This is a genomic window from Streptomyces sp. CNB091 (genome assembly GCF_000377965.1).
Window position 1 is genome coordinate 409282 of the sequence record NZ_KB898990.1, and the last position, 26655, is coordinate 435936.

The 26655-nt window shown below is 72.6% G+C and carries 19 protein-coding genes, 1 tRNA gene and 1 pseudogene; 10 read left to right on the forward strand and 11 right to left on the reverse strand.

All coding sequences use genetic code 11. The features are described 5' to 3' along the window. The 3 genes from D581_RS0101720 to D581_RS0101730 are packed head-to-tail and all read left to right on the forward strand — an operon-like array spanning position 1 to position 6253. Complete coding sequence (locus tag D581_RS0101720; RefSeq protein ID WP_018955498.1) at positions 1-4032, forward strand: DUF5682 family protein; 4032 nt, start codon at positions 1-3, stop codon at positions 4030-4032. Further along, positions 4029-5945 carry a hypothetical protein gene (locus tag D581_RS0101725; RefSeq protein ID WP_018955499.1) on the forward strand — a complete coding sequence of 639 codons (1917 nt, stop codon included), beginning with the start codon at positions 4029-4031 and terminating at the stop codon, positions 5943-5945. The genes D581_RS0101720 and D581_RS0101725 overlap by 4 nt, the downstream gene beginning before the upstream one ends. After that, positions 5942-6253 carry an NIPSNAP family protein gene (locus D581_RS0101730; RefSeq protein ID WP_018955500.1) on the forward strand — a complete coding sequence of 104 codons (312 nt, stop codon included), beginning with the start codon at positions 5942-5944 and terminating at the stop codon, positions 6251-6253. Before D581_RS0101725 ends, D581_RS0101730 begins: the two co-directional genes overlap by 4 nt. 16 nt (positions 6254-6269) lie before the next feature. On the opposite strand, the gene D581_RS0101735 is transcribed toward D581_RS0101730, so the two are convergent. Beyond that, complete coding sequence (locus D581_RS0101735) at positions 6270-6986, reverse strand: DUF899 domain-containing protein (protein ID WP_026290084.1); 717 nt, start codon at positions 6984-6986, stop codon at positions 6270-6272. Positions 6987-7050: 64 nt separating this feature from the next. On the opposite strand from D581_RS0101735, the gene D581_RS0101740 reads away from it, so the two are divergent. Then, on the forward strand, positions 7051-7707 hold the full coding sequence (locus D581_RS0101740; RefSeq protein ID WP_078625577.1) for an alpha/beta hydrolase: 657 nt from the start codon (positions 7051-7053) through the stop codon (positions 7705-7707). A 91-nt stretch (positions 7708-7798) separates the two neighbouring features. Further along, complete coding sequence (locus D581_RS0101745; RefSeq protein ID WP_026290086.1) at positions 7799-9865, forward strand: phosphocholine-specific phospholipase C; 2067 nt, start codon at positions 7799-7801, stop codon at positions 9863-9865. A gap of 95 nt (positions 9866-9960) precedes the next feature. On the opposite strand, the gene D581_RS0101750 is transcribed toward D581_RS0101745, so the two are convergent. The 3 genes from D581_RS0101750 to D581_RS0101760 all read right to left on the reverse strand — a co-directional run bounded on the left by D581_RS0101750 (position 9961) and on the right by D581_RS0101760 (position 12590). Next, on the reverse strand, positions 9961-10866 hold the full coding sequence (locus D581_RS0101750; RefSeq protein ID WP_078625579.1) for a DUF2510 domain-containing protein: 906 nt from the start codon (positions 10864-10866) through the stop codon (positions 9961-9963). A 75-nt stretch (positions 10867-10941) separates the two neighbouring features. Beyond that, the gene (locus tag D581_RS0101755) at positions 10942-11634 is read right to left on the reverse strand and encodes a response regulator (RefSeq protein ID WP_032752453.1); all 693 of its coding nucleotides are present in this window, start codon (positions 11632-11634) and stop codon (positions 10942-10944) included. Positions 11635-11636: 2 nt separating this feature from the next. Continuing rightward, positions 11637-12590: a HAMP domain-containing sensor histidine kinase gene (locus D581_RS0101760; protein ID WP_018955506.1), complete on the reverse strand. Its 954-nt coding sequence runs from the start codon at positions 12588-12590 to the stop codon at positions 11637-11639. Between the two features lie 278 nt (positions 12591-12868). Here D581_RS0101760 and D581_RS0101765 point away from each other — a divergent pair, with 278 nt between their 5' ends. Next, positions 12869-13156, forward strand: a complete 288-nt coding sequence (locus D581_RS0101765; protein WP_018955507.1) for a DUF3040 domain-containing protein — start codon at positions 12869-12871, stop codon at positions 13154-13156. 236 nt (positions 13157-13392) lie between these two features. Here D581_RS0101765 and D581_RS0101770 read toward each other — a convergent pair whose 3' ends face one another. Further along, complete coding sequence (locus tag D581_RS0101770; RefSeq protein ID WP_018955508.1) at positions 13393-15318, reverse strand: DUF2264 domain-containing protein; 1926 nt, start codon at positions 15316-15318, stop codon at positions 13393-13395. 135 nt (positions 15319-15453) lie between these two features. Between D581_RS0101770 and D581_RS0101775 the strand changes: the two genes are divergently transcribed. Next, a complete protein-coding gene (locus D581_RS0101775; RefSeq protein ID WP_018955509.1) occupies positions 15454-16260 on the forward strand; it encodes a sulfite exporter TauE/SafE family protein in 807 nt (268 codons plus the stop codon). A 26-nt stretch (positions 16261-16286) separates the two neighbouring features. On the opposite strand, the gene D581_RS0101780 is transcribed toward D581_RS0101775, so the two are convergent. Beyond that, complete coding sequence (locus D581_RS0101780) at positions 16287-16736, reverse strand: hypothetical protein (RefSeq protein ID WP_026290088.1); 450 nt, start codon at positions 16734-16736, stop codon at positions 16287-16289. An 87-nt stretch (positions 16737-16823) separates the two neighbouring features. Beyond that, on the reverse strand, positions 16824-17303 hold the full coding sequence (locus D581_RS0101785; RefSeq protein WP_018955511.1) for a DUF309 domain-containing protein: 480 nt from the start codon (positions 17301-17303) through the stop codon (positions 16824-16826). Between the two features lie 110 nt (positions 17304-17413). Between D581_RS0101785 and D581_RS0101790 the strand changes: the two genes are divergently transcribed. Next, positions 17414-20068 carry an ATP-binding protein gene (locus D581_RS0101790; protein ID WP_026290089.1) on the forward strand — a complete coding sequence of 885 codons (2655 nt, stop codon included), beginning with the start codon at positions 17414-17416 and terminating at the stop codon, positions 20066-20068. Positions 20069-20117: 49 nt separating this feature from the next. After that, positions 20118-20191 (forward strand) — tRNA-Pro (locus D581_RS0101795). Positions 20192-20324: 133 nt separating this feature from the next. On the opposite strand, the pseudogene D581_RS01000000136680 reads toward D581_RS0101795, so the two are convergent. From D581_RS01000000136680 to D581_RS1000000141165, 3 genes and pseudogenes are all read right to left on the reverse strand, one after another. Continuing rightward, a pseudogene (locus D581_RS01000000136680) lies at positions 20325-20833 on the reverse strand (tyrosine-type recombinase/integrase); the annotation flags it as partial. 140 nt (positions 20834-20973) lie between these two features. Further along, positions 20974-22557, reverse strand: coding sequence for an amidase family protein (locus D581_RS0101805; RefSeq protein ID WP_026290090.1), 1584 nt, complete (start codon positions 22555-22557; stop codon positions 20974-20976). 927 nt (positions 22558-23484) lie between these two features. Beyond that, positions 23485-23628, reverse strand: a complete 144-nt coding sequence (locus D581_RS1000000141165; protein WP_018955515.1) for a hypothetical protein — start codon at positions 23626-23628, stop codon at positions 23485-23487. 497 nt (positions 23629-24125) lie between these two features. Between D581_RS1000000141165 and D581_RS0101815 the strand changes: the two genes are divergently transcribed. Then, positions 24126-24989 (forward strand): LysR family transcriptional regulator, encoded by an 864-nt coding sequence (locus D581_RS0101815; protein ID WP_026290091.1) that lies wholly within the window; start codon positions 24126-24128, stop codon positions 24987-24989. A 63-nt stretch (positions 24990-25052) separates the two neighbouring features. Here D581_RS0101815 and D581_RS0101820 read toward each other — a convergent pair whose 3' ends face one another. Then, positions 25053-26621: an MFS transporter gene (locus tag D581_RS0101820; RefSeq protein ID WP_026290092.1), complete on the reverse strand. Its 1569-nt coding sequence runs from the start codon at positions 26619-26621 to the stop codon at positions 25053-25055. Between the last annotated feature and the right edge of the window lie 34 nt (positions 26622-26655).

The window sequence follows — 26655 nt, forward strand, 5'->3', positions numbered from 1 at the left end:
ATGAGCGAGTCGACCATCCCCGGGGCGCGGTCCACCTCGGAGGCCGCGGTGGCGGCCCTCGCGGCGACCGGCCCGGGGCAGCCGTTCCTGATCGGGGTGCGTCACCACGCGCCCTCACTGGCGGCCGCCCTCCCGGCGCTGCTGGACGCGGCGGCCCCCGACGTCCTCCTCGTCGAACTTCCCGCCGAGTTCCAGCCGTGGCTGGGCTGGCTCGCCCACGAGGAGACCGAGGCGCCGGTCGCGCTGGCCGCCGTGCCCGCGGACGGGCCCGGCGCCGGCCCGGCAGACAAACGGGGGCCTGCCTTCTACCCGTTCGCCGACTTCTCGCCGGAGCTGGTCGCCCTGCGCTGGGCGGCGAGAAACGGGGTCCCGGCCGTGGCCTGCGATCTGCCGCTGGCCGACCGGGCGTGGGCCGGGGGCGGCCCCGACAACCCCGCTCCGGTCCCCGGCGCCGACTCCGCACCGGCGCCGGAGGAGGGGCGCGGGCTGTCCGCCGCGCTCCGGTCCCGGCTCACCGGCCGCGAGGGCGACGACCTGTGGGACCGGCTGGTGGAGGCCCTCGCGCCCGGTTCGACACCCGAGGCGCTCCGCCGCGCCGCCCTGCTCACCGGCTGGGCACTGCGCTACGAGGCCGAAGCGCGGGGCGGTGTGCACGGCACGGACCTGGTGCGCGAGGCGTGCATGCGCCGACATGTCACCGAGGCCCTGGCGAGCGGGCGGCGGCCCGCCGTGGTGGTGGGAGCCTTCCACACCCCGGCGCTGCTGACGTCCGCCACGGAGAGCCGCGCGCCGCACTCGTCGGAAGTGCCGGAAGTGCCGGAAGCGCCGGAAGCGCCGGAACAACCGAAAGCACCAGCTGCGCCCGGAGCGGTGGCAGCGCCGGAAGCATCAGCAGCGCCGGAGGCACCCGCAACGCCGGAAGCGGCGACCGGCACGGAAACGCCGAACCGGGCCGCCGCGCCCGAGCCGGGTGCGGAGGGTGCGGACGGCCACCTGCACGGCACCGCCGGGACGACGACCGGTTGCACGGTCTCCCTGGTCCCGTACACGTACCCGCTGCTCGACTCACGCTCCGGCTACCCGGCCGGCATCCGGGACCCGGAGTGGCAGCACACCGTCCTGGACGCGGCCGGGGACCCGGCGGCGCTGCACGAGGCGCTGATCCGCACCGCGGTCCGCGTCTGCGCCGCCCTCCGCGAACAGGGCCACCCCTACGGCCCGGCGGACGGCCGCGAGGTCGTCCGGGTGGCCGGTGACCTGGCCCGCCTGCGCGGCCTGCCCGCCCCCGGTCGCGGTGAACTCCTCGAAGCCGTACAGACGGTGCTCGGGCGCGGAGAGACCTACGGCACGGGCCGCGCCGTCGCCGGAGCCCTCGAACGCGTACTGGTCGGCACCCGCACCGGGCGGCCCGCACCAGCCGCGCCGCGCAGCGGACTGGGCCCCGCCGTGGAGGCCGAGGCCGCGGCGCTCGCGCTGCCCGGGCCGGAGGACGCGCACGAGAAGACACCGCGCGACCTCCGGCTGGACCCGGCGCGCTCCACCCTGGACCGACGCCGCGAACTGCTGCTGCGCAGACTGACGGTGTGCGGCATCCCCTACGCGCAGGAGCAGGGGGTGGCCGGTGCGGCGGGCGGTGAAGGACTGACGACGCGCTGGCAGGTGCGGTGGACCCCGGCGACGGCCGCGATGCTCACCGCTGCCGGGGCCCGCGGCGTCACCCCGGCCCAGGCGGCCGAGGGCGTGCTGCGGCAGCGGCACGCGGCCGAGCGCGCGGAGGGCGGTCCAACGGCCGCCCAGGTCGTCGGCGGCCTCGCGGAGGCCGCCGAGTGCGGACTCCCCGCCCTGGCCGACGAGCGGCTGACGGAACTCGCCGCCGTACTCCCCGCGAGCGGGGCCCTTCCCGAACTTCTCGCCGGGCTGGACCTGCTGGATCGTGTGGACGCCGGCCACCTGCCCGGGATCGCCTCGCCCGACGGTTCCACGGCCCCGGACACCAGCGCCCGTGCCGCCCGTACCGCGCACGCGGCCGAACTGCTGACCTCGGCCGCGGTACGCCAGGTCGACGGTCTGACCGGTTCCGAGGACCCCGAGGACGCGCGGGCCCTGCTCGAACTGGCCCAGCGGGCCGACCGGGTGGGCGGCATCCGGCTCACCGGCGCCCTCGCCCGGCTGGCCGCCGACGGCACCCCGTTGATCGCCGCGGCCGCCGGAGCGGTCAGGGTGCTCACGGGCCACGAGGAGGCCGAGTCCTTCGGGGAGCGCGTCGCCTCCTGGGTGGACGGAGCCGTGGGCAGCGCCTCCAGGGCCGCGCTCACCGCCCGCCTCACCGGCGTCCTGACGGTGGCCGGCCCGCTGCTGACCGTCGGCGTCGGTGCCCTGGACCCGTTGCTGCACCGGGTCGTCGAGCTGGACGACACCGCGTTCCTTGCCCGGCTGCCGGCCCTGCGGGGTGGCTTCGACACCCTGAGCCCGGCCGCCCGGGACCGGCTGCTGGACACGGTCGAGGAGCGGCTCGGTGAACGGGTGGACACCCTCGACGCGGACGACCCGATCGAGCTGGCCCGCCGGACGACAGCCGACCTCGCGGCCCGCGAACTCCTGACCGGCCTCGGCCTGCCCGTCCCGCCACCCGAGCGGAACCACCGGCTCCCGGCCCCACCGCAGTCCGGCCGCTCCACGACAACGAGCCCCACGACAACGAGCCTCACCACAACGAGCCCCACGACAACGAGCCCCACGACAACGAGTCCCACCGCCACACCCGGCACCGAGCCCGCCGCCGCACCTGACGCCGAGCCCGCCATCCCGCCCGACGCCGACCCCGCCCCCGTACCCTCCGCCGAACACACCCCCTCACCCGACACCGCACCCACCCCCGTACCTTCCACGGGTTCCACCGAGGGCGCCCCCGCGCGGACCCTCGCGCCCGCCGACCGCTGGCGGCTCGTGCTCGGCCGGCGCGCCGATCAACTGCCGTCCGGCGCCGCCCGCCTGGCGACCGCTCTGGACGAGCTGTACGGCGCGGGACACGGCGAGGGATCCCGCGGCGGCCTGCCCGGTCACGGCGGCTCCGGACCGCGCGGTGGCCGGGAGCCGTCGTTCCCCGGCGTCCGCGAGTGGTCCGAGGAGCTGGCCGCGCTGTTCGGCCCCGGCGTCCGCGAGGAGGTCCTCGCCGCCGCGGCCGTGACAGGGCGACAGGACGTCCTCGCCGAACTCGACCCGGCGGCCGCCACCCCCTCCGTGGAACTGCTCCGGACGATCCTGCGGTACGCCGGCGGGCTCCCCGAAGCCCGCCTCGCGGCGCTCCGCCCCCTGGTCCGCCACCTGGTCGACGAACTGACCCGGCAGCTCGCCACCCGGCTGCGCCCCGCCCTCACCGGCACGATGTCGGCCAGGCCCACCCGCCGCCCGGGCGGCAGGCTGGACCTGCCGCGCACGCTGCGGGCCAACCTGGCCACCGCCCGCCGCACGGCCGACGGAACGATCCAGGTGATCCCGGAGAATCCCGTGTTCCGCAGCCGTGCCCGCCGGTCTGCCGACTGGCGCCTGATCCTGGTCACCGACGTCTCCGGATCCATGGAGTCCTCCACGATCTGGTCCGCGCTGACCGCCTCGGTGCTCGCCGGGGTGCCGACGCTGAGCACCCATTTCCTGGCCTTCTCCACGGAGGTTGTCGACCTCACCGGCCATGTGCACGATCCCCTCTCCCTCCTGCTGGAGGTGAGCGTGGGCGGGGGCACGCACATCGCCGCCGGGCTGCGGCACGCCCGCAGTCTGATCGAGGTGCCCAGCCGCACCCTCACCGTCGTCATCAGCGACTTCGAGGAGGGCGCGCCCCTCGCCGGACTGCTGGCCGAGGTGCGGGCCCTGGTGACCACCGGCTGCCACGTCCTCGGGTGCGCGAGCCTCGACGACGCCGGCCGGCCCCGTTACTCGACGGGCGTCGCCGGGCAGCTCGTGGCCGCCGGCATGCCCGTGGCGGCCCTCAGCCCACTCGAACTGGCCCGCTGGATAGGGGAGAAGACCGCATGAACGACGACCGGTTGCCACCCGTCGCACCGGAGGTCACGGCCACGCTCGTGGAGGACCTCTCGCCCCGGCTGCGCAAGCGGCTGGACGCGGCGGTCACGAAGATCGACGCCCGCCCGAAGCGCCGCGACGGGGACACGGTGACGATCGAGATCGACGCCGAGACCGAGTTGCGCCTGCACGCCCCGGGCGGCGGCGTGGTGGCGACGACCGACGCCATCACCTGCGGCTGCCTCCTCGCCCCCGCGTGCGTCCACCGCGCGGCCGCCGCCTGCGCCGCCCCCGCGGCGGACCTGCCGCCCGAGCCCGTCGACCGGCCCACCGCGGAGGCCCCCGGACCCGGCTCGCCAGCGGGCCCGGCCCGTGCACCCGGCTCCGTGACGGACCCGGCCTCCGCTCCCGCTCCCGCTCCCGACTCCGCTTCCCCGCCCGAGGTGGCGAGCCCGGCCCAGCGCGCCGCCGCAGGCGCCCTGTGGTCGGCGGGCGCCGCCGTGCTGGAGGCCGGCGTCGACGGGGCCGGCGCCGTCACCCAGTCGGCCCTTCTCCGCGCCGCGCACACCGCCCGGCTCCGGCAGCTGCCCCGTGCCGCGGCCGCCGCGCTGTCCGTCGTCACCCTGCTGCGAGCGGCCCGCGCAGGTGACCCGTCCTACCGCACGGCCGACCTCGTCACGGCCCTGGCCGAACTCCTCGGCACCGCGCACCGGGTGGGGACGACGTCCGGGACGGAGCTGGCCGCCGTCCGAGGCCGGGCCCGCCGCCCGTACAGCCCGGACGGCTCGCTGCGCCTGTACGGCCTGTTCACCGAACCCGTCGTCACCGACTCGGGGCACGGCGGCGTCCGTACCTGGGTCGCCGCATCGGACGGCCGCCTCTTCACGGTCGGCGACGTGGCGCCCGGCGGCGTCGGACGCGCCCTGGGCGTGGCCGACCGGGCCGTGCGCCTGGGGGACAGCGCGCTCACCCACCGGGAGCTGGGCCGGGCCGGCCTGGCGGTCTCCGGGGCGACGGCGTCGCCGGACGGCAGACTGGGAGCCGGGAAGGGCGTCAAGGCCGTGACCGCCCGGGGTGCGGCATGGACGGAAACGCCGCTCGCCGCCCTGTGGGAGACGCCGCCGTCCGAACAGGCCGCCCGCGCCCTGCGGTCCACCGCCCGCTACGCGGACCCGGCGGGCGGCGGCAGCGACCTGCTCTTCCTGGACGTCGAACTCCTCGGTGCGGTACGGGAGTCGGGCGGCTCCTGCCTGCTCGCGCGGTGCGAGGGCGGCGTTCTCGTCCGGCTCGCCGTCGCCGACGACGACCCCGCGCTGGCCCATCGTGACAACGTGATGCTGCTGGCCGCGGCACCGGGGACGCGGCTGCGGATCATCGGCCGTCTGGTGCCCGCCCCCCACCCCCGGCTCACCCTTCTCGCCTGCTCGCATCCCTCTGGCGACGGCACGATCGACCTCGGCTTCGACCGTCTGCGCCGGGCCGACCTCCCGGACCCGAACGCCCCCGTGCACCCCGCCCCGCCCTGGCCCGAAGACTCCGGCGCGCACCCGCCGCTGTACCTCCTGGAGCGCCGGGTGGAACAGACGGTCCCGGCGGGCCGTGCGGCCCTCGGCCTGCTCGGCGACGTCACCGCCGAGACCCGCCGGATCCGCCGCGCGGGTCTCCCTACGGCCGCCGGACTCCTCACCGCCCTGTGCGCATCGGCGGCCCAACGCGACCGCGATCTGTTCGGCCGCCTGCTCCCCGCCGACACGGACGGGTTCGCCTCCCACTGGCTGGCCGCCGCCCGCTACACGGCCGCCGTGGCCGAGTCCCTGTGCTCGGCGGCCTGGGAACCGGCGCGGGAGGGCCTTGCCCAGGCGTTGCCCATGCCGACGTCCCCGCTCACGAGGTCCGAACCGGCACACGGCATCATGCAGGCATGATCACCATTCATCTGAAGTACGAGATCGACGCGGACAAGCTCGAGGACTTCGAGGAGTACGGTCGCCGCTGGGTCCGCCTCGTCAACCGTTTCGGCGGAACGCACCACGGCTACTTCCTGCCGAGTGAGGGCGACAGCGACATCGCCTACGCCCTCTTCTCCTTTCCCGGTCTTGCCGCGTACGAGCAGTACCGTAAGGACAGCATGTCCGACCCGGAGTGCCAGGAGGCGTTCCGGCTGGCCCGTGACACCCGCTGCATCAAGCGGTACGAACGCCGCTTCCTCCGGCCGCTCGACGACCTCGCCTGACGACCTCGTCTGACGGCTAACCGCCGTAGTCGTCGTGGTGGCGGACCCAGTCCATGATCCCGGCCTCCTCCTGGCGCCCGAGGGGGGTCAGGTCCAGGTAGTTGAAGGTGCCGTTGAGGAGATCGGTGCCACGCGAGTACGTCGAGTAGGTGTGAAACACCCGGTCGTCCTCGCGCAGGAAGACGCTCAGGCCGTGCTGTTCGCCGCTCAGGGCCCAGGATCCGACTCCGGCCTCCCGCAGCTCTTCCTTCGTGCGGAAGTTGAAGAGAACGGGCGTCACGGATTCATCCATGGTGACGTGGAAATCGTAGTTGAACGACGTGCCGTGGGAGGAAAACCAGGGAAAGGTCCACTCCATGCGTTCACGGAACTTCGTGATCCTCGCGAGAGGCGCGCGCGAGACCGCGGCGAATGATGTCCGGGCCGCGTGCAGATGCGCCAAGTGGCCGATGTTGTCGGCGAGGAGCGAGCACCCGGTGCAGCCGGCCTCCCAGTCGGGTGCCAGCATGAAGTGGTAGACGATGAGCTGGCTGCGACCGTCGAACAGGTCGACGAGGCTTGCCGTGCCGTCCGGACCGTCGAAGACGTACGGCTCGGTGACCTCGACCATGGGAAGGGCCCGGCGCTGTGCGCTGAGCGCGTCCCGTTCCCGGTCGAACTGCTTCTCCCGCGCCAGTAGTTCCTTCCGGGCCGCCAACCATTCTTCTCTCGACACAATCGCCGGACTGTTCATTCTCGGTCCTCGCTGTCGTCGTATATTTCCAGCTGTCGGAAGGTTACGTGAGGAGGCGGACGCTCTGTCTGTCGTACTGCTGGTTCATGGCCTGTACCACTGTCCCGAGCACTTCGGCAGGGTGGCGGAACGCTTGCGGACCGCGGGAATCGAGGTCGTCGTGCCCGAGCTCCACCGAGGCTCGCTGTCCGCCGACACCGCGGCGGTCCAGGCCGCCGTTGACGCGTTGGCGGAGCCTCCCCTCGTGCTCGGCCACTCCTACGGCGGGTCGGTGATCACCGGGGTGCGCGGAGTGGGACAGCTGGTCTATCTGGCGGCCTTCGTGCCGGACACCGGCGAAAGCGCGGCCACCCTGGGCGGGGCGTCGCCGCGACTCCAGGAGGCGATCAACCCCGAGCCCGACGGATCGACCAGTCTGCGTCCCGAGTCGGCCACCGAGGTTCTCTACAACGGCTGCTCCGAACCCCTGGCCGCCTGGGCGGCCGGCCTGCTCCGTCCGCAAGCCCCCGGCTGCGGACGAGGAGTCCCGCTCCACCACAGCTGGAAGGACACGCCCTCCACCTACGTCGTCTGCGGCCAGGACCGGGTCATCGACCCCGTTCTGCAACGGAAGATGGCCGCACGGTGCACGGAGGTACGTGAGTGGCGGACGGGCCACTCCCCGTTCGTGGGGCACCCCGGTCTCCTCGCCGAACTCCTGGAGGAACTCATACGGCGTTAACCGGTCCGTCACGACCCCTTCCTTTCTGTTCGATTCTCTTGGAACATCCTGTTCGCTTCTGTTCCCCCACACTCCAAGAGGCCCCTCACTCATGGCTGATATGAATCGGCGCCGCTTCTTCCGGATAGCCGGCGCGACGGCGGGGTTCGCCGCACTGTCGGGCAGCATCGACCGCGCCGCCGCCATCCCCGCCCACCGGGCCTCCGGGACGCTCCAGGATGTCGAACACATCGTCGTCCTGATGCAGGAGAACCGTTCCTTCGACCACTACTTCGGGGCGTTGAAAGGCGTGCGGGGGTTCGGGGATCCGCGGCCCGTGACGCTGCCGAGCGGCAAGTCCGTCTGGCATCAGGCCGACGCGACGGGCAAGGAGACCCTGCCGTTCCACCCGACCGCCGACGACTTGGGCATGCAGTTCCTGCAGGGCCTCAACCACGACTGGGCGGGCGGCCACCGGGCGTACAACGACGGGCGGTACGACCGCTGGATCCCGGCCAAGACGCCGACGACGATGGCGCATCTGACCCGGGACGACATCCCGTTCCACTACGCGCTCGCCGACCGGTTCACCGTGTGCGACGCCTACCACTGCTCGTTCATCGGGGCCACCGACCCCAACCGCTACTACCTCTGGTCGGGGCACACCGGCAACGACGGCACCGGTGGCGGACCCGTCCTCGGCAACGAGGAGCGCGGCTACGGCTGGACGACGTACCCCGAACGACTGGAAGAGGCCGGAGTCTCCTGGAAGATTTACCAGGACATCGGCGACGGCCTGGACGGGCCCGGCGGCTGGGGCTGGATCGACGACGCCTACCGGGGCAACTACGGCGACAACTCGCTGCTCTACTTCGACACGTACCGCGACGCCCGGCCCGGGAACCCGCTGTACGACAAGGCGCGCACCGGCACGGACGTGGCCGGCGGCGACGGCTACTTCGACGGCATCGCCGCCGACGTCCGGGCCGGAACACTGCCGCAGATCTCCTGGGTCGCCGCCCCGGAGGCCTTCACCGAGCACTCCAACTTCCCCTCCAACTACGGAGCCTGGTACATCGCGCGGCTGCTGGACGCGCTGACGTCCGACCCCGGGGTGTGGAGCCGGACAGCCCTGTTCATCACCTACGACGAGAACGACGGCTTCTTCGACCACGTCGTGCCGCCCTATCCGCCGACCTCGGCCGACCAGGGCCTGTCCACGGCCGACACCTCGACCGAGGTGTACGCGGGCGGCGCCTCGTACGGCCCCGGTGTCTACGGCCTCGGGCCGCGCGTCCCGATGCTGGTCGTCTCGCCCTGGAGCACCGGCGGCTACGTCTGCTCCGAGACCTTCGACCACACCTCGGTGCTGCGGTTCATGGAGCAGCGCTTCGGCGTGCGCGAGCCGAACATCTCACCGTGGCGGCGTGCCGTCTGCGGCGACCTGACCTCCGCCTTCGACTTCGCCCGCACCGGGCCCGCCCCCGGCGACCTGCCGGACACCTCCGCCTACGAGCCCCCGGACCGCGAACGTCACCCCGACTACCGGCCCACCCCGCCCGCCGTCGGATCGCTGCCGAAGCAGGAGCCGGGCAGCCGACCCGCCTGGCCGCTCCCGTACGCCCCGTACGTCGACGGTGCCGTCGACGCGGGCACCGGGAAGATCGCGCTCACCTTCAGCCCGGGCACGGCGGCCGGCGCGCAGTTCTACGTCACCTCCGGGAACCGGACCGACGCCCCGTGGACGTACACCGCCGAGGCCGGCCGGACGGTGTCGGACGCCTGGAACTCCGCCTACTCCGGCGGTACCCACGACCTCACGGTCCATGGCCCCAACGGTTTCCTCCGTACGTTCAGGAGCCCGGGTTCCACCGTCGGTCCCGAGGTCGCCGCCCGCCACAACGACGGGAGCGGCAACCTCGACCTGACCCTCACCAACCCCGGCGACACCGAAGTCCGCCTCACGCTCGCCAACGCCGACGCCTACGGGGGAGCGGAGCAGTCGGTCACCGTCCGGCCCGGCGCCACCGTGTCGCGCACCATGGACCTGAGGGCGGGAAAGCGCTGGTACGACGTGTCCGTCACGGCCGAGGGCGACCCGGTCTTCCTGCGCCGCTTCGCCGGTCATGTCGAGACGGGGGCCGCCGGGGTCAGCGACCCGGCAACGGCCACGGGCTGACGGGACGGAGTACCCGACAGCGAAACGGCGGGACCCGGACCGTATCCGCGTATCCGGTCCGGGCCCCGCCGGTCACACGAGCCGAGCGGGGCCGTTCAGACGGCTCCGCCTCCTCCTCCGGCACCGGACGCGGCCTTGATGCCGCGGGTGATGTCGTCCAGGACGGACAGCTTCGGCGCGTCCTTGTTGACGTCGAACCCGGACCGGACCACGACGAGCATGTCCTTGGCCGTGGGGGAGGGGAACACCAGCGATTCCACGTAGCCGTCGTCGCCCTTCTCCGTCACCACCTTCCAGCGCACGACATAGCCCTTGCCGCCCGCCACCGTGACGGCCTCGGACTTCAGCTCCTCGTGCGAGGAGATCTTCCCGTAGCTCTTACCGCCGTAGGACTCCTGCGCGTTGAGGGCGATGTCCTTCTTGGCCGCCTCCTCGGGCGTCCCCGCGGTGAGCTTCATGGCAGCCGCCGGGGCGGAGAACACCCCGCCGCGCACACAGGTCTCGGCGGTGTCGCCGGGACACGCGTGCTCACCCGTCGTCAGTCCGGCGCCGACAGCCCCGGAGGTTCCCTTCCAGCCCTTGGGCACCGGAAGGCTGATCCCCGCGGCCAGGTCGGTGGCGAAGCCCGGCTCGGCCGGCGGGAGCCGGTCGCCGGGTCCCTGATCGTCTCCGTTCTCCCCGCCGTTCTCCCCGTCGCCCTCCTGGCCGTCCTTCTCGCCGCCGTCCGGTGCGCCCGGCGGGTCGGGGACGGCGGACGGCGAGGAGGCCGCGGTGTCCGGCCGGCCGCCGCTGTCCTCGCCGAGCAGATACACACCGCCCCCGATGGCGGCGAGCACCACCGCGCCCACCGTCACACCGACGCCGACGCGGATCCCGCGACGGCGCGCCGCGCCGGGCGACGCGCGGACATGGCCGGTCCACTGCGCTCCGTCCCACCAGCGTTCCTGAGCGGGGCCATTGCCTGAGTGCCCGGGGTCTGGATGCCAGCCGGGCGGGGTCATCTGGGTCACGGGGGCACCCTATGCGGACCGGGTGAGAATCACATGAACTGCCCGCGCCGCCCTCGATCCCGCCGGTCAGGGTTCGATCAGCCCGGCGCGGATCGCGTAGCGGGTGAGCTGCAGGCGGTCGCGCAGACCGAGCTTCTGGAGCAGGTTGGCGCGGTGCCGCTCCACGGTCTTGACACTGATGACGAGCAGGTCGGCGATCTCCTTGGAGGAGTGGCCCTCGGCGACCAGCTTGAGGATCTCCTCCTCACGCTCCGTGATGGCCCGCGCCGGCAGGTCCTCGCCGTCCCTGGCGCGGTCGAGGAAGTCGCGGATGAGGGCGGTCACCGCGCCCGGGTAGAGGAACGGCTCGTCGCGCATCGCCGCCCGGCAGGCCTCCACCAGGTCCCGGTCCGCGACCGACTTGAGGACGTACCCGGCCGCCCCCGCCTTCAGCGCCTCGAAGAAGTACTGCTCGTTGTCGTACATCGTGAGCATCAGGATCCGCAGGCCGGGCATGACCCGGGACAGCTCGCGCGCCGCCTGGAGGCCGGTCAGGCGGGGCATCGCGATATCCAGAATGACCAGGTCGGGCCGTTCGGCGCGGGCCATCTCGATGGCCTCGGCGCCGTCGCCCGCCTCGGCGACGACCGTCAGGTCCGGCTCGCCGTCGAGGATCAGCCGGACGCCGCGGCGCACGAGGGCGTGGTCGTCCGCCAGCAGGATGCGGGTCGGAGCGGTCGCGCCCCTGGAAGGTGTGGCGATGGACGGTGAGGTGGGCATGGTCACTTGCTTCCGTTCGGGACGGGCATATCGAGACGTACTTCGGTGCCGCCCTGCGGACCCGGACCGAGGAAGACCTCGGCGCCGATCAGCAGAGCGCGTTCGCGCATACCGCGCAGGCCCGCCCCCTCCGGGGCGTTCCCGAGGCCGCGGCCGTCGTCGCGGATGCGCAGCTCCACTCCGCCGGGGCCGCGCCGCAGCGACAGTTCGAGCCGGGTGGCGCGGGCATGCCGAACGGTGTTGGTGAGGGCTTCCTGCGCGATCCGGTAGACGACCAGTTCGGCCTCGGCGCCCAACTCGGGCAGATCCTTGGCCATCCGGCGGCGGATCGTCAGCCCGTCCGGCGTCGGGGTCTCGGTGATCAGCGCCGTCAGCGCGCTCACCAGGCCCAGTTCCTCCAGCACCCCGGGCCGTAGCCGGCGGGCGATCCGGCGGATCTCGTCGAGCGACCCCCGGGTGATCTCCTGGACCTGCCGCAACTCCCCGCGCAGCGGCTCCGGGGCGTGGTCGGCGACCCGCTTCAGCTCCAGCAGGACAGCGGTCAGCGTCTGTCCGACCTCGTCGTGCAGCTCCTGCGCCACACGGCGCCGCTCGGCCTCCTGCGCGGAGAGCGCGCGGGCACTGCTGGTGGCCCGCTCGGCCTCCAGCCGGTCCAGCATCGTGTTGAACGTCTCGATCAGCGCGGCGATCTCACCGTGACCCGCGACCTCGGGGCGCGGGCTCGGACGCAGCAGATCGGTGGTCGTCATCGCGCGGGTGACGCGCTGGAGCGGGAAGAGGCCGAGCCGGAGCAGGGCCGCGTTGGCCGCGAGCATGAAGGCGATGCCTCCGGTCAGGATCATGGCCTCGGTCAGCAGGACCGGGGTGGAGACGGTGATCGGCCCGAGCAGCAGCAGGGCGCCGGCCGCCACCAGCACGGCGGCGTTGAGCAGGAAGATCCGCCAGAACAGGGACAAGGTCGAACGGCTCCTTCGGAGGTCGGGTCGGACAGGCGCGCTGACAGCCTCCACTATCGCTGCCGCGCGCGGGGCCGGCCGTCGCCGCCCAGCCCCGGCACCCCGCGCGCCCGGTCTGCATGGTGCGCACCCCCGGAAATGGGTGCTGTCCCCGATGGTCCCCGGCGGCCTCCCCCGACGACCATGAGGCCAGGGCCCCAGGGGGCCCTGGCCCGTGCCGCACCGCGGGGTCCGGAGAACAGGAGCCGAGAGGGTTTCCGTACCGGGAGGGAGACACCATGCCCACGCACGACCGGCGGTTGCGTGACCTCGAAGAGCAGCTGCGTCGCGACGATCCCGGGTTCGTCGAGGCGATGTCCGGCGGGACCCCGCGCCCCCCGCGCGAGTACCGCCGCCGCAACGCCTGGGTGTGGCTCGTCGTCGGGCTCGCCGCACTGGGCACCGGGATCGCCGTGGGCCACGGTCTTCTGATCGCCGCCGGCCTGGTCGTCGCCGGAGCGGCGGCGCAGCTCTTCGACCCGCAGCGCGGACGTCTGCACGGGCGGGACATCCCCAGCGCCCGCTGACCCGCGCCCCTCGTCCCGGCGGTGCCCGCACGCACCGCCCCCGCCGACCCCTGCCGACCGGCGTCGAGGCCGCGTCCGGACCTCCGGGCGGGGCCTTCGCGCGTACGGGAGGGAGGAGCGCTGTCCATGAGGTGAGGGCGGACCATACGAGGCCCGATCACGCGTTCAGGTCTGACCGCCGATCCGGCCTGATCCGAACGAGAGGCTTCAGGCGGCGGTGCCCGCGCCGCGAGGCCTCAGGCGTCGGTGCCCTCCGGCCCGTGATCCACCGTCACCACCGCACCGCCGAACGTGATCCGCGTCCGCGCCCCGTCCTGCGTCCAGCGCACCTCGACCGTGTCACCGGTCACCCACACCCGGCCCACCACCTCGGCGGGCTCCGGGTCGGCTTCCGGGCCGGCGGTGAGGGAGGCCAGGGCGGCCAGGACCACCGTGCCGGTCACCTCGGCGGCGAGCCGGGGCACGGTCGCCCAACGGGCGAACGCCGTCCCCTGCGGGACCCGTACGTTCTCAGCAGCCTCCCAGCCGTGCAGCCCCCACAACCGTGAGCGCACCGTGCCGCCGGGGTCGGTGGCCCAGCCCGTCAGCTCGGCCCGCGCCCCGTCCGGCGCGCCCAGCACCCGGTGCACCCGCAGTTCATGGCAGCCCCGCGCCACGATCGCGCTCTCCACCCGCAGCCCGGGGACGGTGGGCGGGCCCGCCGGAAACACCGGCAGGTGCCAGGAGGCCGCCCAGCCCCAGCCGTCGCCGTGCCCGGACCCGAGCGGATGGATGCGCCGCCGTGCGCTGCGCGCCCCGCCGACCGTCAACGACAGATGGTTGTCCGCGGTGTTCGCCGCCGAGGTGGGCCCGGTCACGGTGGAGTACGCGAGCCGCGCGTAGTGCGGGTTCTCGTCGGCCGCGGACTCGCCCTCGTCCGGGCGGACATGGTCGCTGCCGTGGTTGTGCAGCCGCACCACGCCGTCCGCCCGCGTCGACTGCACCAGAAAGCCCGCCGCGGGCACGGACAACACCCGGTCGGGCCCCTCGCTCGGGGCCGCCTCCTCCGGCGACGACCAGAATGGATGCTCGGCGGGAGCCAACAGGGACACGAACGCCTTCGACGCCCAATAGGGTGACGCGGGGCCGGAGTAGGACTGCAGCGTCGCCGCGTGCGGGCCGTGCCAGCCGAGGCTCAACAGCCCGCTCCCGTCGACCGCGCCGCGCTCCAGGAAGTACCGCAGCGCCCCGCTGACCACCCGCCGGGACGCCCCCGGGGCGAGTGGTGTGTGCCCGGTCACCGCGCCCAGACCCACACCCGCGCAGGCGGCGAAGCGATAGGTCAGCGAGCGCCCGAAATGCAGCGGGGCCCCGTCGCCGCCGAACATCAGCGCGAAGCTCTCCAGATGCTCGCGCAACCGCGCCCCGTGCCGCGCCGACTCCCGTGCGTCGCCCGAGAGATGGGCGTCGAGCAGGGGATACAGGTGCAGCGCCCAGCCGTTGTAGTGGTCAAAGGCGCGCCCGTCCCCGTCGGCGTACCAGCCGTCGCCCCGGTACCAGCTCTCCAGCAGCTCCAGAGCCCGCTCCCGGGCCCGTGCCGTCTCCGCGTCGCCCCGGCCCACCGAATCCAGGAAGCCGGCCACGGTGTACGGGAAGAGGTACCAGTTGTTACCCGCCGGAACGTGCCGCAGCGAGCCCCGCAGCCAGTGCTCCGCCCGGTCCCGCACGTCGGGCGTCAGCCGGTCCCAGAGCCAGGGCCGGGTGAGCCGCAGCCCGAGGGCCACCGAGGCCGACTCCACCATGGGCTGCCCCCGCACATCGTGGTCCAGGATCAGCGGCCAGGACTCCGCGTCGTCCCGGCCCGGTGCCCGCGTACCGGCGTCGAGCCCGTCCGCGTACCGCTCCAGCCAGCCGTTCGGGTCCTTGCCACCCGCCCCCGCGACCCGGAAGCCGGCCGCCAGGAACGTGCGCGCGTACCCCTCCAGCCCGTCGGAGCGGACGCCCGAGTGCGACGGGGGACCGGGCAGGTCGAGCCGGGCGCCACGCGGCGTGGCCCACTTCCACGCGGCGTCCAGCATCCCGTCGGCGGCCGCCTCCCAGTGGGCGCGGGTGTATCCGGTGTACGGGCTCGACGCGCGGTCTTCCGGGAGGAGTTCGAAAAGGGCGCCAGGGGAGACGGTCATGCGGGAATCCTGAGCGACTGATCGAAGAGGGTCAATGGATCAATCAAAAGCGGGCTAAATCGATCAAACGCTCATGGAGGGGCGAGGGTAAGGGCCCAGCGGCCAAAAACCGGTGCGCTTAGCATCTTTCCCGACATGGACACCATCAGCCTCTGGCAACTGGCCGCACTCGCGGCGGCATCCACCCTCGTCGGCTTCTCCAAGACAGCTGTCAGCGGTGCCAATACGATCAGCCTCGCGGTCTTCGCGGCCGTTCTCCCGGCCCGCGAATCGACCGGGGTGCTGCTCCCGATCCTCATCGTCGGCGATCTCCTCGCCGTACGCGTCTACCGCCGTCACGCGCACTGGCCCACCCTGCTCCGGCTGTTCCCCGCCGTCGCCGTGGGCGTCGTGGCGGGCGCCCTGTTCCTGCTGTGGGCCGACGACGCTGCGGTCCGTACCTCCATCGGCGCGATCCTGCTGTTCATGACGGGCGTGACCCTGTGGCGCCGCCGGATCGCGGAGAAGACGACCGGGACCGGGGAGCAGGAGACCGGGACCGAGGCGGGCACCGGTCCCGCCGCGGCTGACGAAGCCGCTACCGGCGCCGGTCGGACCGCCGCGCGCGGCTATGGGGTTCTCGGCGGGTTCACCACGATGGTGGCCAACGCCGGCGGGCCGGTGATGTCGCTCTATCTGCTCTCGGCCGGCTTCCGCAAGCTCGGCTTCCTTGGCACCTCGGCCTGGTTCTTCCTGATCCTGAACGTGTCCAAGGTGCCGTTCAGCGTGGGCCTCGGCCTGATCGACGCCCGCTCCCTGCTGCTCGACGCCTGCCTGCTGCTGTTCGTCCTGCCCGGCGCCTACTTGGGCCGGGTGTGCGTCGACCGGATCAACCAGAAGGTCTTCGACCGGATCGTCATCGGCGCGACGGTGATCGGCGGACTTCAACTGCTGCTGATCTGAGGGGGCCGGACCGCCGGACCGCCTCCTCAGGGGAGCAGCAGCCAGTCCGCTCCCACGGCGGCCAGCAGCCCGGTTCCCAGCAGCCAGCTGGCCAGCCGGGTGCGTCCGTTCCTGCTCAGCTCGATGACCACGCCGCACAAGATGAGCGCGAGCCCGTAGACGCCGACGACGAGCACCGACGAGCGGCTCGCGATGCGCAGCCCGAGCACGAGGGCCATCGCCGCCATGCCCACCGAGGAGAGCACGATCCGCAGCCGCCGGGCCTGGCGAGGGGTGAGTCTCTTCCCGTCCTGACCGTCCTGACCGTCCCCACGGTCCTCACCACCGGGAACATCGACTCCGACCGTAGCCGTAGCCGTCTCCGTGGCCGCTTCCGTCTCCGCGGCGGCGTCGGCTATCAGGCAGTCGGGGCCCCCGTCCTTCGCGTGCTGGTCCCGGTGCTGGTCGTGGTCCTGGGCCTGGTCAGAAGTGCTCATGGAGCCGGATCGTAGTAGCTGCACGGAGCCGGGACCCGCGGACCCGGTTCTTCCGCTCCTGGCCGCGCCCCGGCCCCGGCCTTCGGGCTACCTCCGCAGGCGGGGCGCCTCGGCCGCCGCGTCAACCGTCGGGCCTGCCTCCACCCGGTTCGCCAACCGCCGGGCCCAGTCGGACAGTCCCGCGACCGCGATCCCGTGCGGCCCGGACGCGGTGAACGGGGCGAGCGCCCCCGCGCCCCGGCGCAGCAGCCGCGCGCCGCCCGCGGTGTTGCCCCGCGCGGAATGGGTCAGCCCCACCGCGAGCTGGGCCAGGCCGCGCCAGAGCTCACGCTCGTCCTCCGGACCCGACTTCCAGGCGTCTTCGAAGACCTCGTGCGCGTGGAACGGCATTCCCGCGTCCAGCAGTCGCTGCGCCTCCCGGAGCGTCTCCGAGGGCGTGCGGACGACCCCCTCCGGCTGTCGTTCGACGCCGGGCGTGCCGTACGGCAGGGGGCGTCCCAGCCCGTCACGGGGGCGCGCGTTGCGCGCCCGGCCCTCGGCATCACGGTCTCTGCGCGTCTCGTTCACCCCTCGATTGTGCCCCGCACCTGCGGAGAATCGCGCGAACCCTGTCGACGAGCACCCGCGCACGACTAGGCTCGACCGTCGAGAAGACTGCCTCTGTGGGAAGGGTGGGCATGAAGCCGTCCCAACCGTTGTACGAGCGTGAACCGGAACTCGCCGCCGCCGCGGAGGCGGTGGACGCCCTCTGTGGTGCGCAGGCCGTCGGCGGACTCCTGGTATTCAGCGGAGAGGCGGGGATCGGCAAGACCGCACTGCTCGCGGAGATCCGGAGGATGGCCGCCGACCGCTGCACCGTCTGGTCCGCCCGGGGAGGCGAGACCATCACCTCCGTACCGTTCCACGTCGTACGGCAGTTGTTGCAGCCCGCACTCGATCAGTTCCCGCCCGACGAGACCCGCGCCCTGTTCGGCGACTGGTACGAGACGACCGCCCCGGCCCTGGGACTCGCCGAGCCGAGCGGGCCGCAGCCCGATCCGCAGGGTGTGCGCGACGGTCTGGACTTCGTCGTCGGCCGACTCGCGTCCCGGCTCAGCCACCGGCCGTTACTGCTCATCGTGGACGACGCGCACTGGGCGGACGGTGAATCCCTCGCCTGGCTGGCCTCGTTCACGGCCCGTCTCGGTGAACTGCCGCTCCTGGTGGTGCAGGCCCACCGCCCGCAGGAGCTGGCCGAGCGCGACGCCAACTACATCGCCGACCGTGAGGCCGAGCGCGGCTTCGGCGGTCAGGGGACGGTGATCCGGGTCGCCCTGCGGGCTCTGACCCCGGACGCCACCGCCGTGCTGGTCCGCGCGGGCCTCGGTGATCATGCCGACGACCCGTTCTGCCGTGAGGTGTGGGCCGTCACCGGAGGCAATCCGTACGAGGCGGTCGAACTGGTCGCCAAGGTCCAGGACCGCGAACTGCCGCCGGTGGAGGAATCCGCGGGCGAACTGCGCGAACTCGGCGCGTCCGCCAAGGGCAGCGGCCTCGTCGCCCGCCTGGAACGGCTCGGCACGAACGCCAACCGGTTCGCCTGGGCAGCCGCCGTGCTGGGTACCGACATCTCGCAGGAACTGGCCGCCACACTCGCCGGAATGAGCTCGGCGGAGGCCGCCGACTGCACGGCCCGGTTGCGTGACGCCCGTATCGTCAGCGGCTTCGACCCGTTGGAGTTCGTCCACCCGTTGATCGCGACGGCGGTCTACCGCTCGATCCCGCCGGCCACCCGCACCGCCATGCACGGGCGCGCCGCCTGGGCGATCACCCGGGCCGGCCTCGGCGCCGCCGCGGCCTCCCGGCACCTGCTGGAGGTCCACCCGGACGACGACCAGGAACTGGTCGCGCAACTACGGGAAGCCGCCGGCCAGCACCTCGCCGTCGGTGCCCCCGAAGCGGCCCGGCGCTGCCTGGAACGGGCACTGGAGGAGCCGCCGCGCCCCAAGGACCGGGCCGTCCTGCTGTACGAGCTGGGCTGCGCGACGCTGCTGAGCTCCCCGCCCACCACGGTCCAGCACCTGCGCGCCGCCCTGGACATGCCGGGGCTCGACGACGGGCTGCGGGTCGACGCCACCTTCCGCCTCGCCGCCGCGCTCGCCCACAACAACCAGCTCAAGGACGCGGCGCTCTCGCTGGCCGCCGAGGCAGCGCGCACCGCACCCGGCCCCGGCCTGATGCGGCTGCAGGCAGCGCACTTCATGTGGGAGGGCATGCAGGCCACCGAGGACGACGGACCCGCCCGCTCCCGGCGGCTCACCCGCAACGCCGACCACCTCAAGGGCCGCGACAACGCGGAGCGGGCGCTGCTCACGCTGCGGGCCTTCGACGCCATGATGCGCGGTGAGAACGCCCAGCTCATCGTGGACCTGTGCGAACGCGCCCTGATCGACGGCAGTCCCGCCCGGGGGCTCGGCTGGACCGACTCGGAGTGGGGTTTCGAACTCCCCACCATGGTCGGCATCGCCTACACCTTCGTCGACCAGTTGGACCGCGCCGAGAGCCTCTTCGGCGAAGCGGTACGGGCCTTCGAGATCTCCGGCTGGAGCGGGGCCCACCTGGCGTTCGCGCACACCTTTCTCGGCATGGTCCACCGCCGTCGCGGCCGCCTCGCCGAGGCCGAGGGCTTCCTGCGCGAGGGGCTCCGCCTCGCCGACCGCGTCGGTTCCGGACTCCCCGTGCACTGGGACGCGGCCTGCCTGCTCATCGACACCCTGCTGGCCCGCGGGCGCACTGAGGAGGCCCGCCGCATCGCCGACCGCTACGACTTCGGCCCGCCCTACCCCAGCGCCATGGTGCTGCCCGACGGGCCATCCATGCGGGGCCGTCTGCTGCTGGCGGAGGGCCGCAAGGAGGAGGCGATCGCCGAGCTCGAAGCGGCGGGCGCGGTTCTGGAGTCGCGTGAACGCTTCAACGGCGTCTGGGCTCCCTGGGCCGGCGACCTGGCGCGGGCCCTGGCCGACGACGACCCGGCCCGCGCGGCCCACCTCGCCGCCCGGAACCGCGTGCACGCCGAGAGGTTCGGGACGCCCACCGCCATGGGCGAGGCGCTCCGCTGCGTCGCCCTCTTCGCACCCCCGGAGCGGGCCGCGCAACTGCTCGCCCAGGCGGTGGGGCACCTGGAGAAGTCCTCCTCCGCCTACGAGCACGCCCTCGCCCGAGTCGACTACGGAATCGCGATCGGTTCGCACCGGGAGCTCGCCCGCGCCCAGAAGCAGGCGATGGCCTGCGGCGCCGAGGGGCTCGCCGCCCGCGCCCAACAGGCACGGGCGTCGATACGGTCCTCCGAGTGAGGTAATGTTTGTCCTGCGCGGTCAACCGGGGAAAACCGGGGAAACGCGACGGGACGTGGCGCAGCTTGGTAGCGCACTTGACTGGGGGTCAAGGGGTCGCAGGTTCAAATCCTGTCGTCCCGACTGGAGACAGTCGTAGATCAAGGGCTGGTTTCGGAGCAATCCGAAACCAGCCCTTGATCATTTTTGGGACCAGTTGGGGACCAGCTGGGATCCGGCGTCCTCGACCGGGTCAACGGGTCACCGGGTCAGCGGGTCAGCGGGTCATGACGATGGGGCTCGGCAGTGAGCGTGGTGCGCGCAGCACGTTGAAGTGGGCAGAGAGCGCCGCCCCGGCGGCCGTGATCTTGTGGACGTCCGGGTGCGGGTAGCGCTGGGTGGTGGCCAGTGAACCGTGGCCGGCGATCCTGCGGAGGACGTGTACATGGACCCCGGCGTCGGTGAACCAGGTGAGTGCGGTGTGCCGGAGGTCGTGGCGGCGCAGATGCTCGTAGCCGAGCTTGGTGACCACGTCGTCCCAGTGTGTGGCGTCGCGCAGGACGGCGGTGGAGATGCGTCGGCCGCGCGCCTGTGAACAGGCGCGCGGCCGGATGGGGGCCGGCGGACAGGATGCGCTGGGCGACGAGGGGGCGGACCTCCTCGACGATGGGAACCTTCCGGGCCCGCTTGCCCTTGGTGCCCTTGTCGGTCAGCCCGCCGGGCGCGGGGTGTGGTCTGACGCCGCGCGGTCCAGATCCACTGGGTGGTGTCGATGCCTCCGACGCGGTAGATGGACCGATGGTCGTCGACAGCCGCCGAAGCCCTTATGGGCCGCGCCACTCAGTCGAACGTGTGTACGCGCTCAGGGCCGCTCCGGGTGGGGCGACGGCACCGGGCCGCTGGGGTCCGGTGCCGTCGCCGGGGTTTCAGCCGACGGCCGGGAGCGTCGGCAGGTAGCGGGGCGCCTGGCGGCCGTCCAGGCGGTGCTCAACGGCCGCGCCCAGGGTCAGCAGGTCTGCGTCCTGGCCCTTGCCCGCCATGAGGAGCAGGCCCACCGGCAGCTCGCCCACGAAGCCGGCGGGCACCGACAGTGAGGGGTAGCCGGCCACGGCGGCGGGCGTGGACGACGGGATCACGTCGTTGTCGCCGCGCGCGCAGTCCGTCGTCCACGCGGGCGGGTTCGCCGGGGAGGCGATCGCGTCCAGGTCGTGCTCGGCCATGACCTCGTCGATGGAGCGGCGGGACAGGTCCGCCAGCTCCGCGCGCATCGCCCGGTACTCCGGGTCCGTGGTGGGCGGCGCGACAAGGGCCTGTTCGAACAGCTCCTGGCCGGCGAAGCAGGCCTGCTCCTGCGGGTGCGTCCGGTTGAACTCGATCAGTTCGGCGAGGTCGCGCGGGCCCTTCCGGGTGGCGAGGTAGGCGTCGATGTCCCGGTGGAACTCGCTGAGCAGGGCCGGGAATTCGAGTTCGGTCAGCCGGTCCTGGTAGGGGAGGTCCACTTCGACGACCTCGGCGCCCGCGCCCCGCAGTTGCTCGGCGGTGCGCGTCATGAGGGCCTCCACCTCGGTGCCGAGCACCGGCAGCCGCCACAGGCCGATCCGCTTGCCGCGCAGTGAGCCGGGGCGGGCCGCCGCCTCTGCGAGGTCCCGGGTCGTGGCGGTGCCGCCGATGACCGACAGGGTGAGCGCGGTGTCGATGACGTTACGGGCCATGGGGCCGGCGGTGTCCTGTTCGGCCGAGATCGGCACGACGCCCGCCTGGCTGACCACGCCGAGGCTCGGCTTGAGGCCGACGACGGCGTTCATCCCGGCGGGGCAGACGATGGAGCCGTCCGTCTCGGTGCCGATTGCCACCTGCGCCAGCGAGGCGGCGAGGGCGGCGGCCGAACCGGCGGACGAGCCGCACGGGTTGCGGTCCAGGACGTACGGGTTGTGCGTCTGGCCGCCCACCGCCGACCAGCCGGAAGTTGGCCTCGCGGCACGGAAGTTGGCCCACTCGGAGAGGTTGGCCTTGCCGAGTATCACCGCGCCGCCCGCCCGCAGCTTCGCCACGAGTTCGGCGTCGGACCGCGGCGGCTTCCCCGCCAGGGCCAGGGAGCCGGCGGTCGTCGGCATGTCTCGGGTGTCCAGATTGTCCTTGAGCAGGACGGGGATGCCGTCCAGTGGACCGCGCGTCCGGCCGAGGCGGTGCCTGATGTCGCTGGCCGCAGCCTGCCCCAGGGCCGTCGGGCTGGTTTGCAGGACGGCGTTGATCTTGGGGTCGACGGCCTTGATCCGCTGCAGATAGGCGGAGGTCAGCCGGACCGAGGACAGTGAGCCGCGGGCCATACGGGCCTGTAGTTCGGGGATGGTGACGGTGTCGAGGTCGATGCCGCCGACCATCGTCGATTCGACGGATCGCGCCGAGCCGCCGGGGCGGTTCTGGGCGGCTGCCTGAGGACCGGGCGCCACCGCTGCGAACGGGGCCACGACCAGGATCGCGGTCAGGGCCGCCATGCTTCTCATCTTCATGCGGACACCCCACTACACGGGGCTCGTGCGGCACAAGCATGCCTCGCCGCCGGCCCCGGCGTATCCGGCCGCATGTCCCAAGGCCCCGCGCGTGGAACGGAGTTCGCAGCCCGGGCGGGCCGCGCTCCCTCTTGACGGGTTCCACTCAGGGAATCGTCACAGCGGGCTGGTCGTAGATCAGGGCCGGTTTCGGAGCAACCCGAAACCAGCCCTTGATCATTTTGGAGGACCAGTTGGGGGCCGGCGGGAGGTCCGTCGTCCTGACCGGGTCTGCGAACCGTGGCCGGCGGGCGCGCTGGTGGTTCGGGAAGGCGGGGGAGCCACCGAACATCGGCTTGCGGGGTGGCCAGGCCGCTGCCAGGCCGCCTGACTGCTGGTCGCGCAGGCGCGTCGCGTGATGTTCACCCTTGCCGCTGCCGAGCCCCGGCGCACCCCGTTCTCCTCCTCGCCAGGCAGGTGGTGGGCGTCGCGTTGAGGCGTCGGGCGGGGTCGGCGGGCCCCGGTGAACACCCGGTGAGAACTCACTGCACACGTTGATGCTTGGTGAAGAACGAAAAGATACGCCGGGCCGTCCCACCGTTTCCGTGACTTACGAAGGATAGGTGTGCAGACCACGAGATTCCTGGCACACCCTTTACTGCTGCAATACCTTCACCGGCCGGCGAACTGTCTAGACTTCAACTTCCGTGGGACCGCTCGTTCATGGGCGGGGCGGAGGTGGAGATGGCGGATGACCGGTGTCCGAAAAGTGATGTGCCGACTTTCCGCCATTCAGGACGGGGCACATCTCATTTTCGCCGCCATGAACGGTCCGTGCCGACCGATCGTCCCCTGTTCTGCCGGCCGTACTCAGCGCCTCACCTGCACCGAAACGCTTCGGCCCGACGTTTCACACAACCCGAACGCGAGCCACGTGACAGGTGTATATCAGTCCTTCGCAGAGACGCTGTTGAACACGTAAACGCCACCGGTCACACTGAGGACCGAAGCCGCCGTGGGCACGGGCAGTGCCTGATTCGTCGGCTCCAGGGTCTCCTGCACGCCGATATCCGTCGTTCCCTCTACGCCCATGCGGGGTATTGCACGTGTGCCCTCTTCCTGGAAAGCGATGACGTGACCCGAAAGCCATGGTCGGCCCCTGCCGGGAACCGGCCCCGGGGATATCTCCCCGACCCGTAAGGGGAATGGGCCCGCCTACGGGGCCGGCCCGTGGAGCGGGTGGCATGGCACCGGTGCTGCGACGGAGTGAGGGCGACATGTCCGGGACGGTCTCGTGGAGTGGGGTACGGAGCCGGCCGCGTCCGGGCCGGCGATGACACGGGCGCCGCGGGCGGACCGGCGGACGACGGGCGCCGATGGGCGCTTCTTCCGATGTCCGGGAACCCTCGCACGCTCCTGACCGGGTGAGCCTCCTGGCCGCGTCACGTCCTCCGGTCCCCGGGCCGGGCCGCCTTTCCGCCCTGGCCTACCGGCGCCCTCTCCCCGGCGCGCCCCCCGTTCTCGTCGAACGCGCGCCGGTGCGGTCTCCGTGCACTGCCCGTATTTCTCTGCGAAAGGAAAGCAGCGTCATGGCTGTGGGAATCCACCACTTGAGGACGTTCCTCATGGCGGTCGACGAAGGCAGCATCTCGAAGGCCGCGGCCCGTCTGTACGAGGCCCAGTCCGCGGTGTCGCGCAGACTCGCGGAGTTGGAGCGCCACGTGAAACAGACCCTGTTGGAACGCTCCGCGGAGGGGGTGCAGCCCACCGTGGCGGGAAAGATGTTCTGCGCCAAGGCGGATGCCGCCGTCACCGCCTTCGACGACGCCATGCACGTGGACCTGCACCGGGTGCGGGCCCTGCGAGTGGGGCACGCCTGGTCGGCGATCGGCGTGTACACCAGCGAGATACTGCGCCAGTGGAAGGAGGCGAACCCGGAGGTCCTGGTACGCCTGAAGCGGGTCGACGACCCCGCGGGCGGGCTCACCACCGGCCAGTCGGACGTGGCGATCATGCGCACGCACACCGGGCGGCGCAGTCTGCACGAGGAGTTGCTCGTCATGGAGCCCCGGGTCGTCGCGGTGCCCTCGCACTGCCCGCTGATCGATCTGGACGAGGTGGTGCTGCGGGACCTGGCCGACTACCCGCTGGTGATCAACTCCTTCTCCGGAACCACCAACCTCGACCTGTGGGAGGAGGGCGGGCAACCCGTGGTGGCGGTGGAGGTGGACACGATCGACGACTGGCAGAGCTACATCGCCGCCGGTGTCGGGATCGGCGTGACCCCGGCCTCCACCGCCTGGATGCACCCGCACGCCGAGATCAGCTACCTCCCCCTGCGGGACGCGCCCGCGGTACCGGTGTACCTGGTCTGGGCTTCCAACAATCGACATCCGGCGCTGAGTTCCTTCATCCAGTTGGCGCGGGACGTGGTCGCGGAGGGAACCGAGTAGGCCCGCACGCGTGCCGCCCCGCCGTCCCCGCGAGCGGGGGCGACGGGTGCGGGCCGCAGCCGGTCAGACCCGCGACTTCGCCGGCTCCGCCTCCGGCTCCGCTTCCGACGCGGGCTCCGGTTCGTCGCTGATGGCTCCGACGTGCCGCAGCACGACGGCGGACAGGATCGACAGGACCACCGTGCACGCCGCGGCCACGACCATCGCCGTGTTCATGCCGGAGGTGGCGGCCTCCTTGGCGAGGTCGAGCCAGCCGGCGGGCATCTGCTGGGCCGAGGAGACGGCGCCGGCGAGGCTGTCGCCCGCGGCGTCGGCCACGTCCGCCGGCGTGCCGGCGGGGATCTCGTCGGCGATCTGGCCGCGGTAGATCGCGGTCGCCAGGCTGCCCAGGATCGCCACGCCCAGCGCGAGGCCCAGTTCCTGCACGGTCTCCGACATCGCCGAGGCCGAGCCCGCCTTCTCCGGCGGCGCCGCCCCGACCACCAGGTCCGTACCCAGGGCCGCGATCGCCCCGAGCCCGAGGTAGACGAGGCCGAACCCGACGACCATCAGGGCGATGCCGCCCGAGGGACCCACCAGGGCGAGCAGGACGTATCCGACCGTGGACAGCGTCAGGGTGGCCGCCACCACGAGGCCCGGCGGCACCCGCCGCGCGACCAGGGGCGAGCCGATCGCGGCCAGGAACATCAGCAGGGCGGGCGGGCCCATCCACAGCCCCGCCTCGACCGGCGGCAGCCCCTCCACGAACTGGAGCTGCTGGGTGATCAGCAGCATCGAGCCGCCGACGCCGACGAGACCGATGAGCAGCACGCTCAGCGCGGAGCTGAAGGTCCGGTTGGCGAAGAGGCGCACGTCCAGCAGCGGGCTCTCCAACTTGCCCTGCCTGCGGACGAACAGCACCGCGAAGACCACTCCGATCACCGTGGCGGCGATCATCGGCAGATCGAAGCCGTCCTTGGCGACGCGCTTCACCGCGTAGACCACCGGCAGGATCGCCAGCAGCGACAGCGCCACGCTGATCAGGTCGAACCTGCCGCTCTGCGGCGCCGAGTACTCGGGGATCAGGAGCGGCGCGGCCACCAGCAGCACGATCGCGACCGGCACCGCCAGGAGGAACACCGAACCCCACCAGAAGTGGTTCAGCATCACTCCGCCGACCACCGGGCCGAGCGCCATGCCGAGCGCGAAGCTCGTGGCCCAGACACCGATCGCCAGGGAGCGCTGCCGCTGGTTGGCGAACATATTGCTGATCAGCGCCAGTGTGGACGGCATCAGGGTGGCACCGGCGACCCCGAGGGCCGCTCGCGCGGCGATGAGCATGTCGGCGCTGGTGGCGTAGGCCGCCAGCACCGAGACGATCCCGAAGGCCGCCGCCCCGATCATCAGCAGCCGACGGCGGCCGATCCGGTCACCCAGCGTGCCCATGGTGAGCAGGAAACCGGCGATCAGGAACCCGTAGGCGTCCATGATCCACAGCTCTTGGGTACCGGACGGGCGCAGATCCTCGGCCAGTGAGGGAAGGGTCAGGTACAGCACGGTGACGTCGAGGCCCAGCAGCACGGTGGGCAACGAAAGGACGGCCAGCCCTCCCCACTCCCGGGCTCCCGCTCTGCCTGTGGTCGTTGTGCTCATGGCACTCCCTGCCTTTTTCTCGGATCGTCGATAT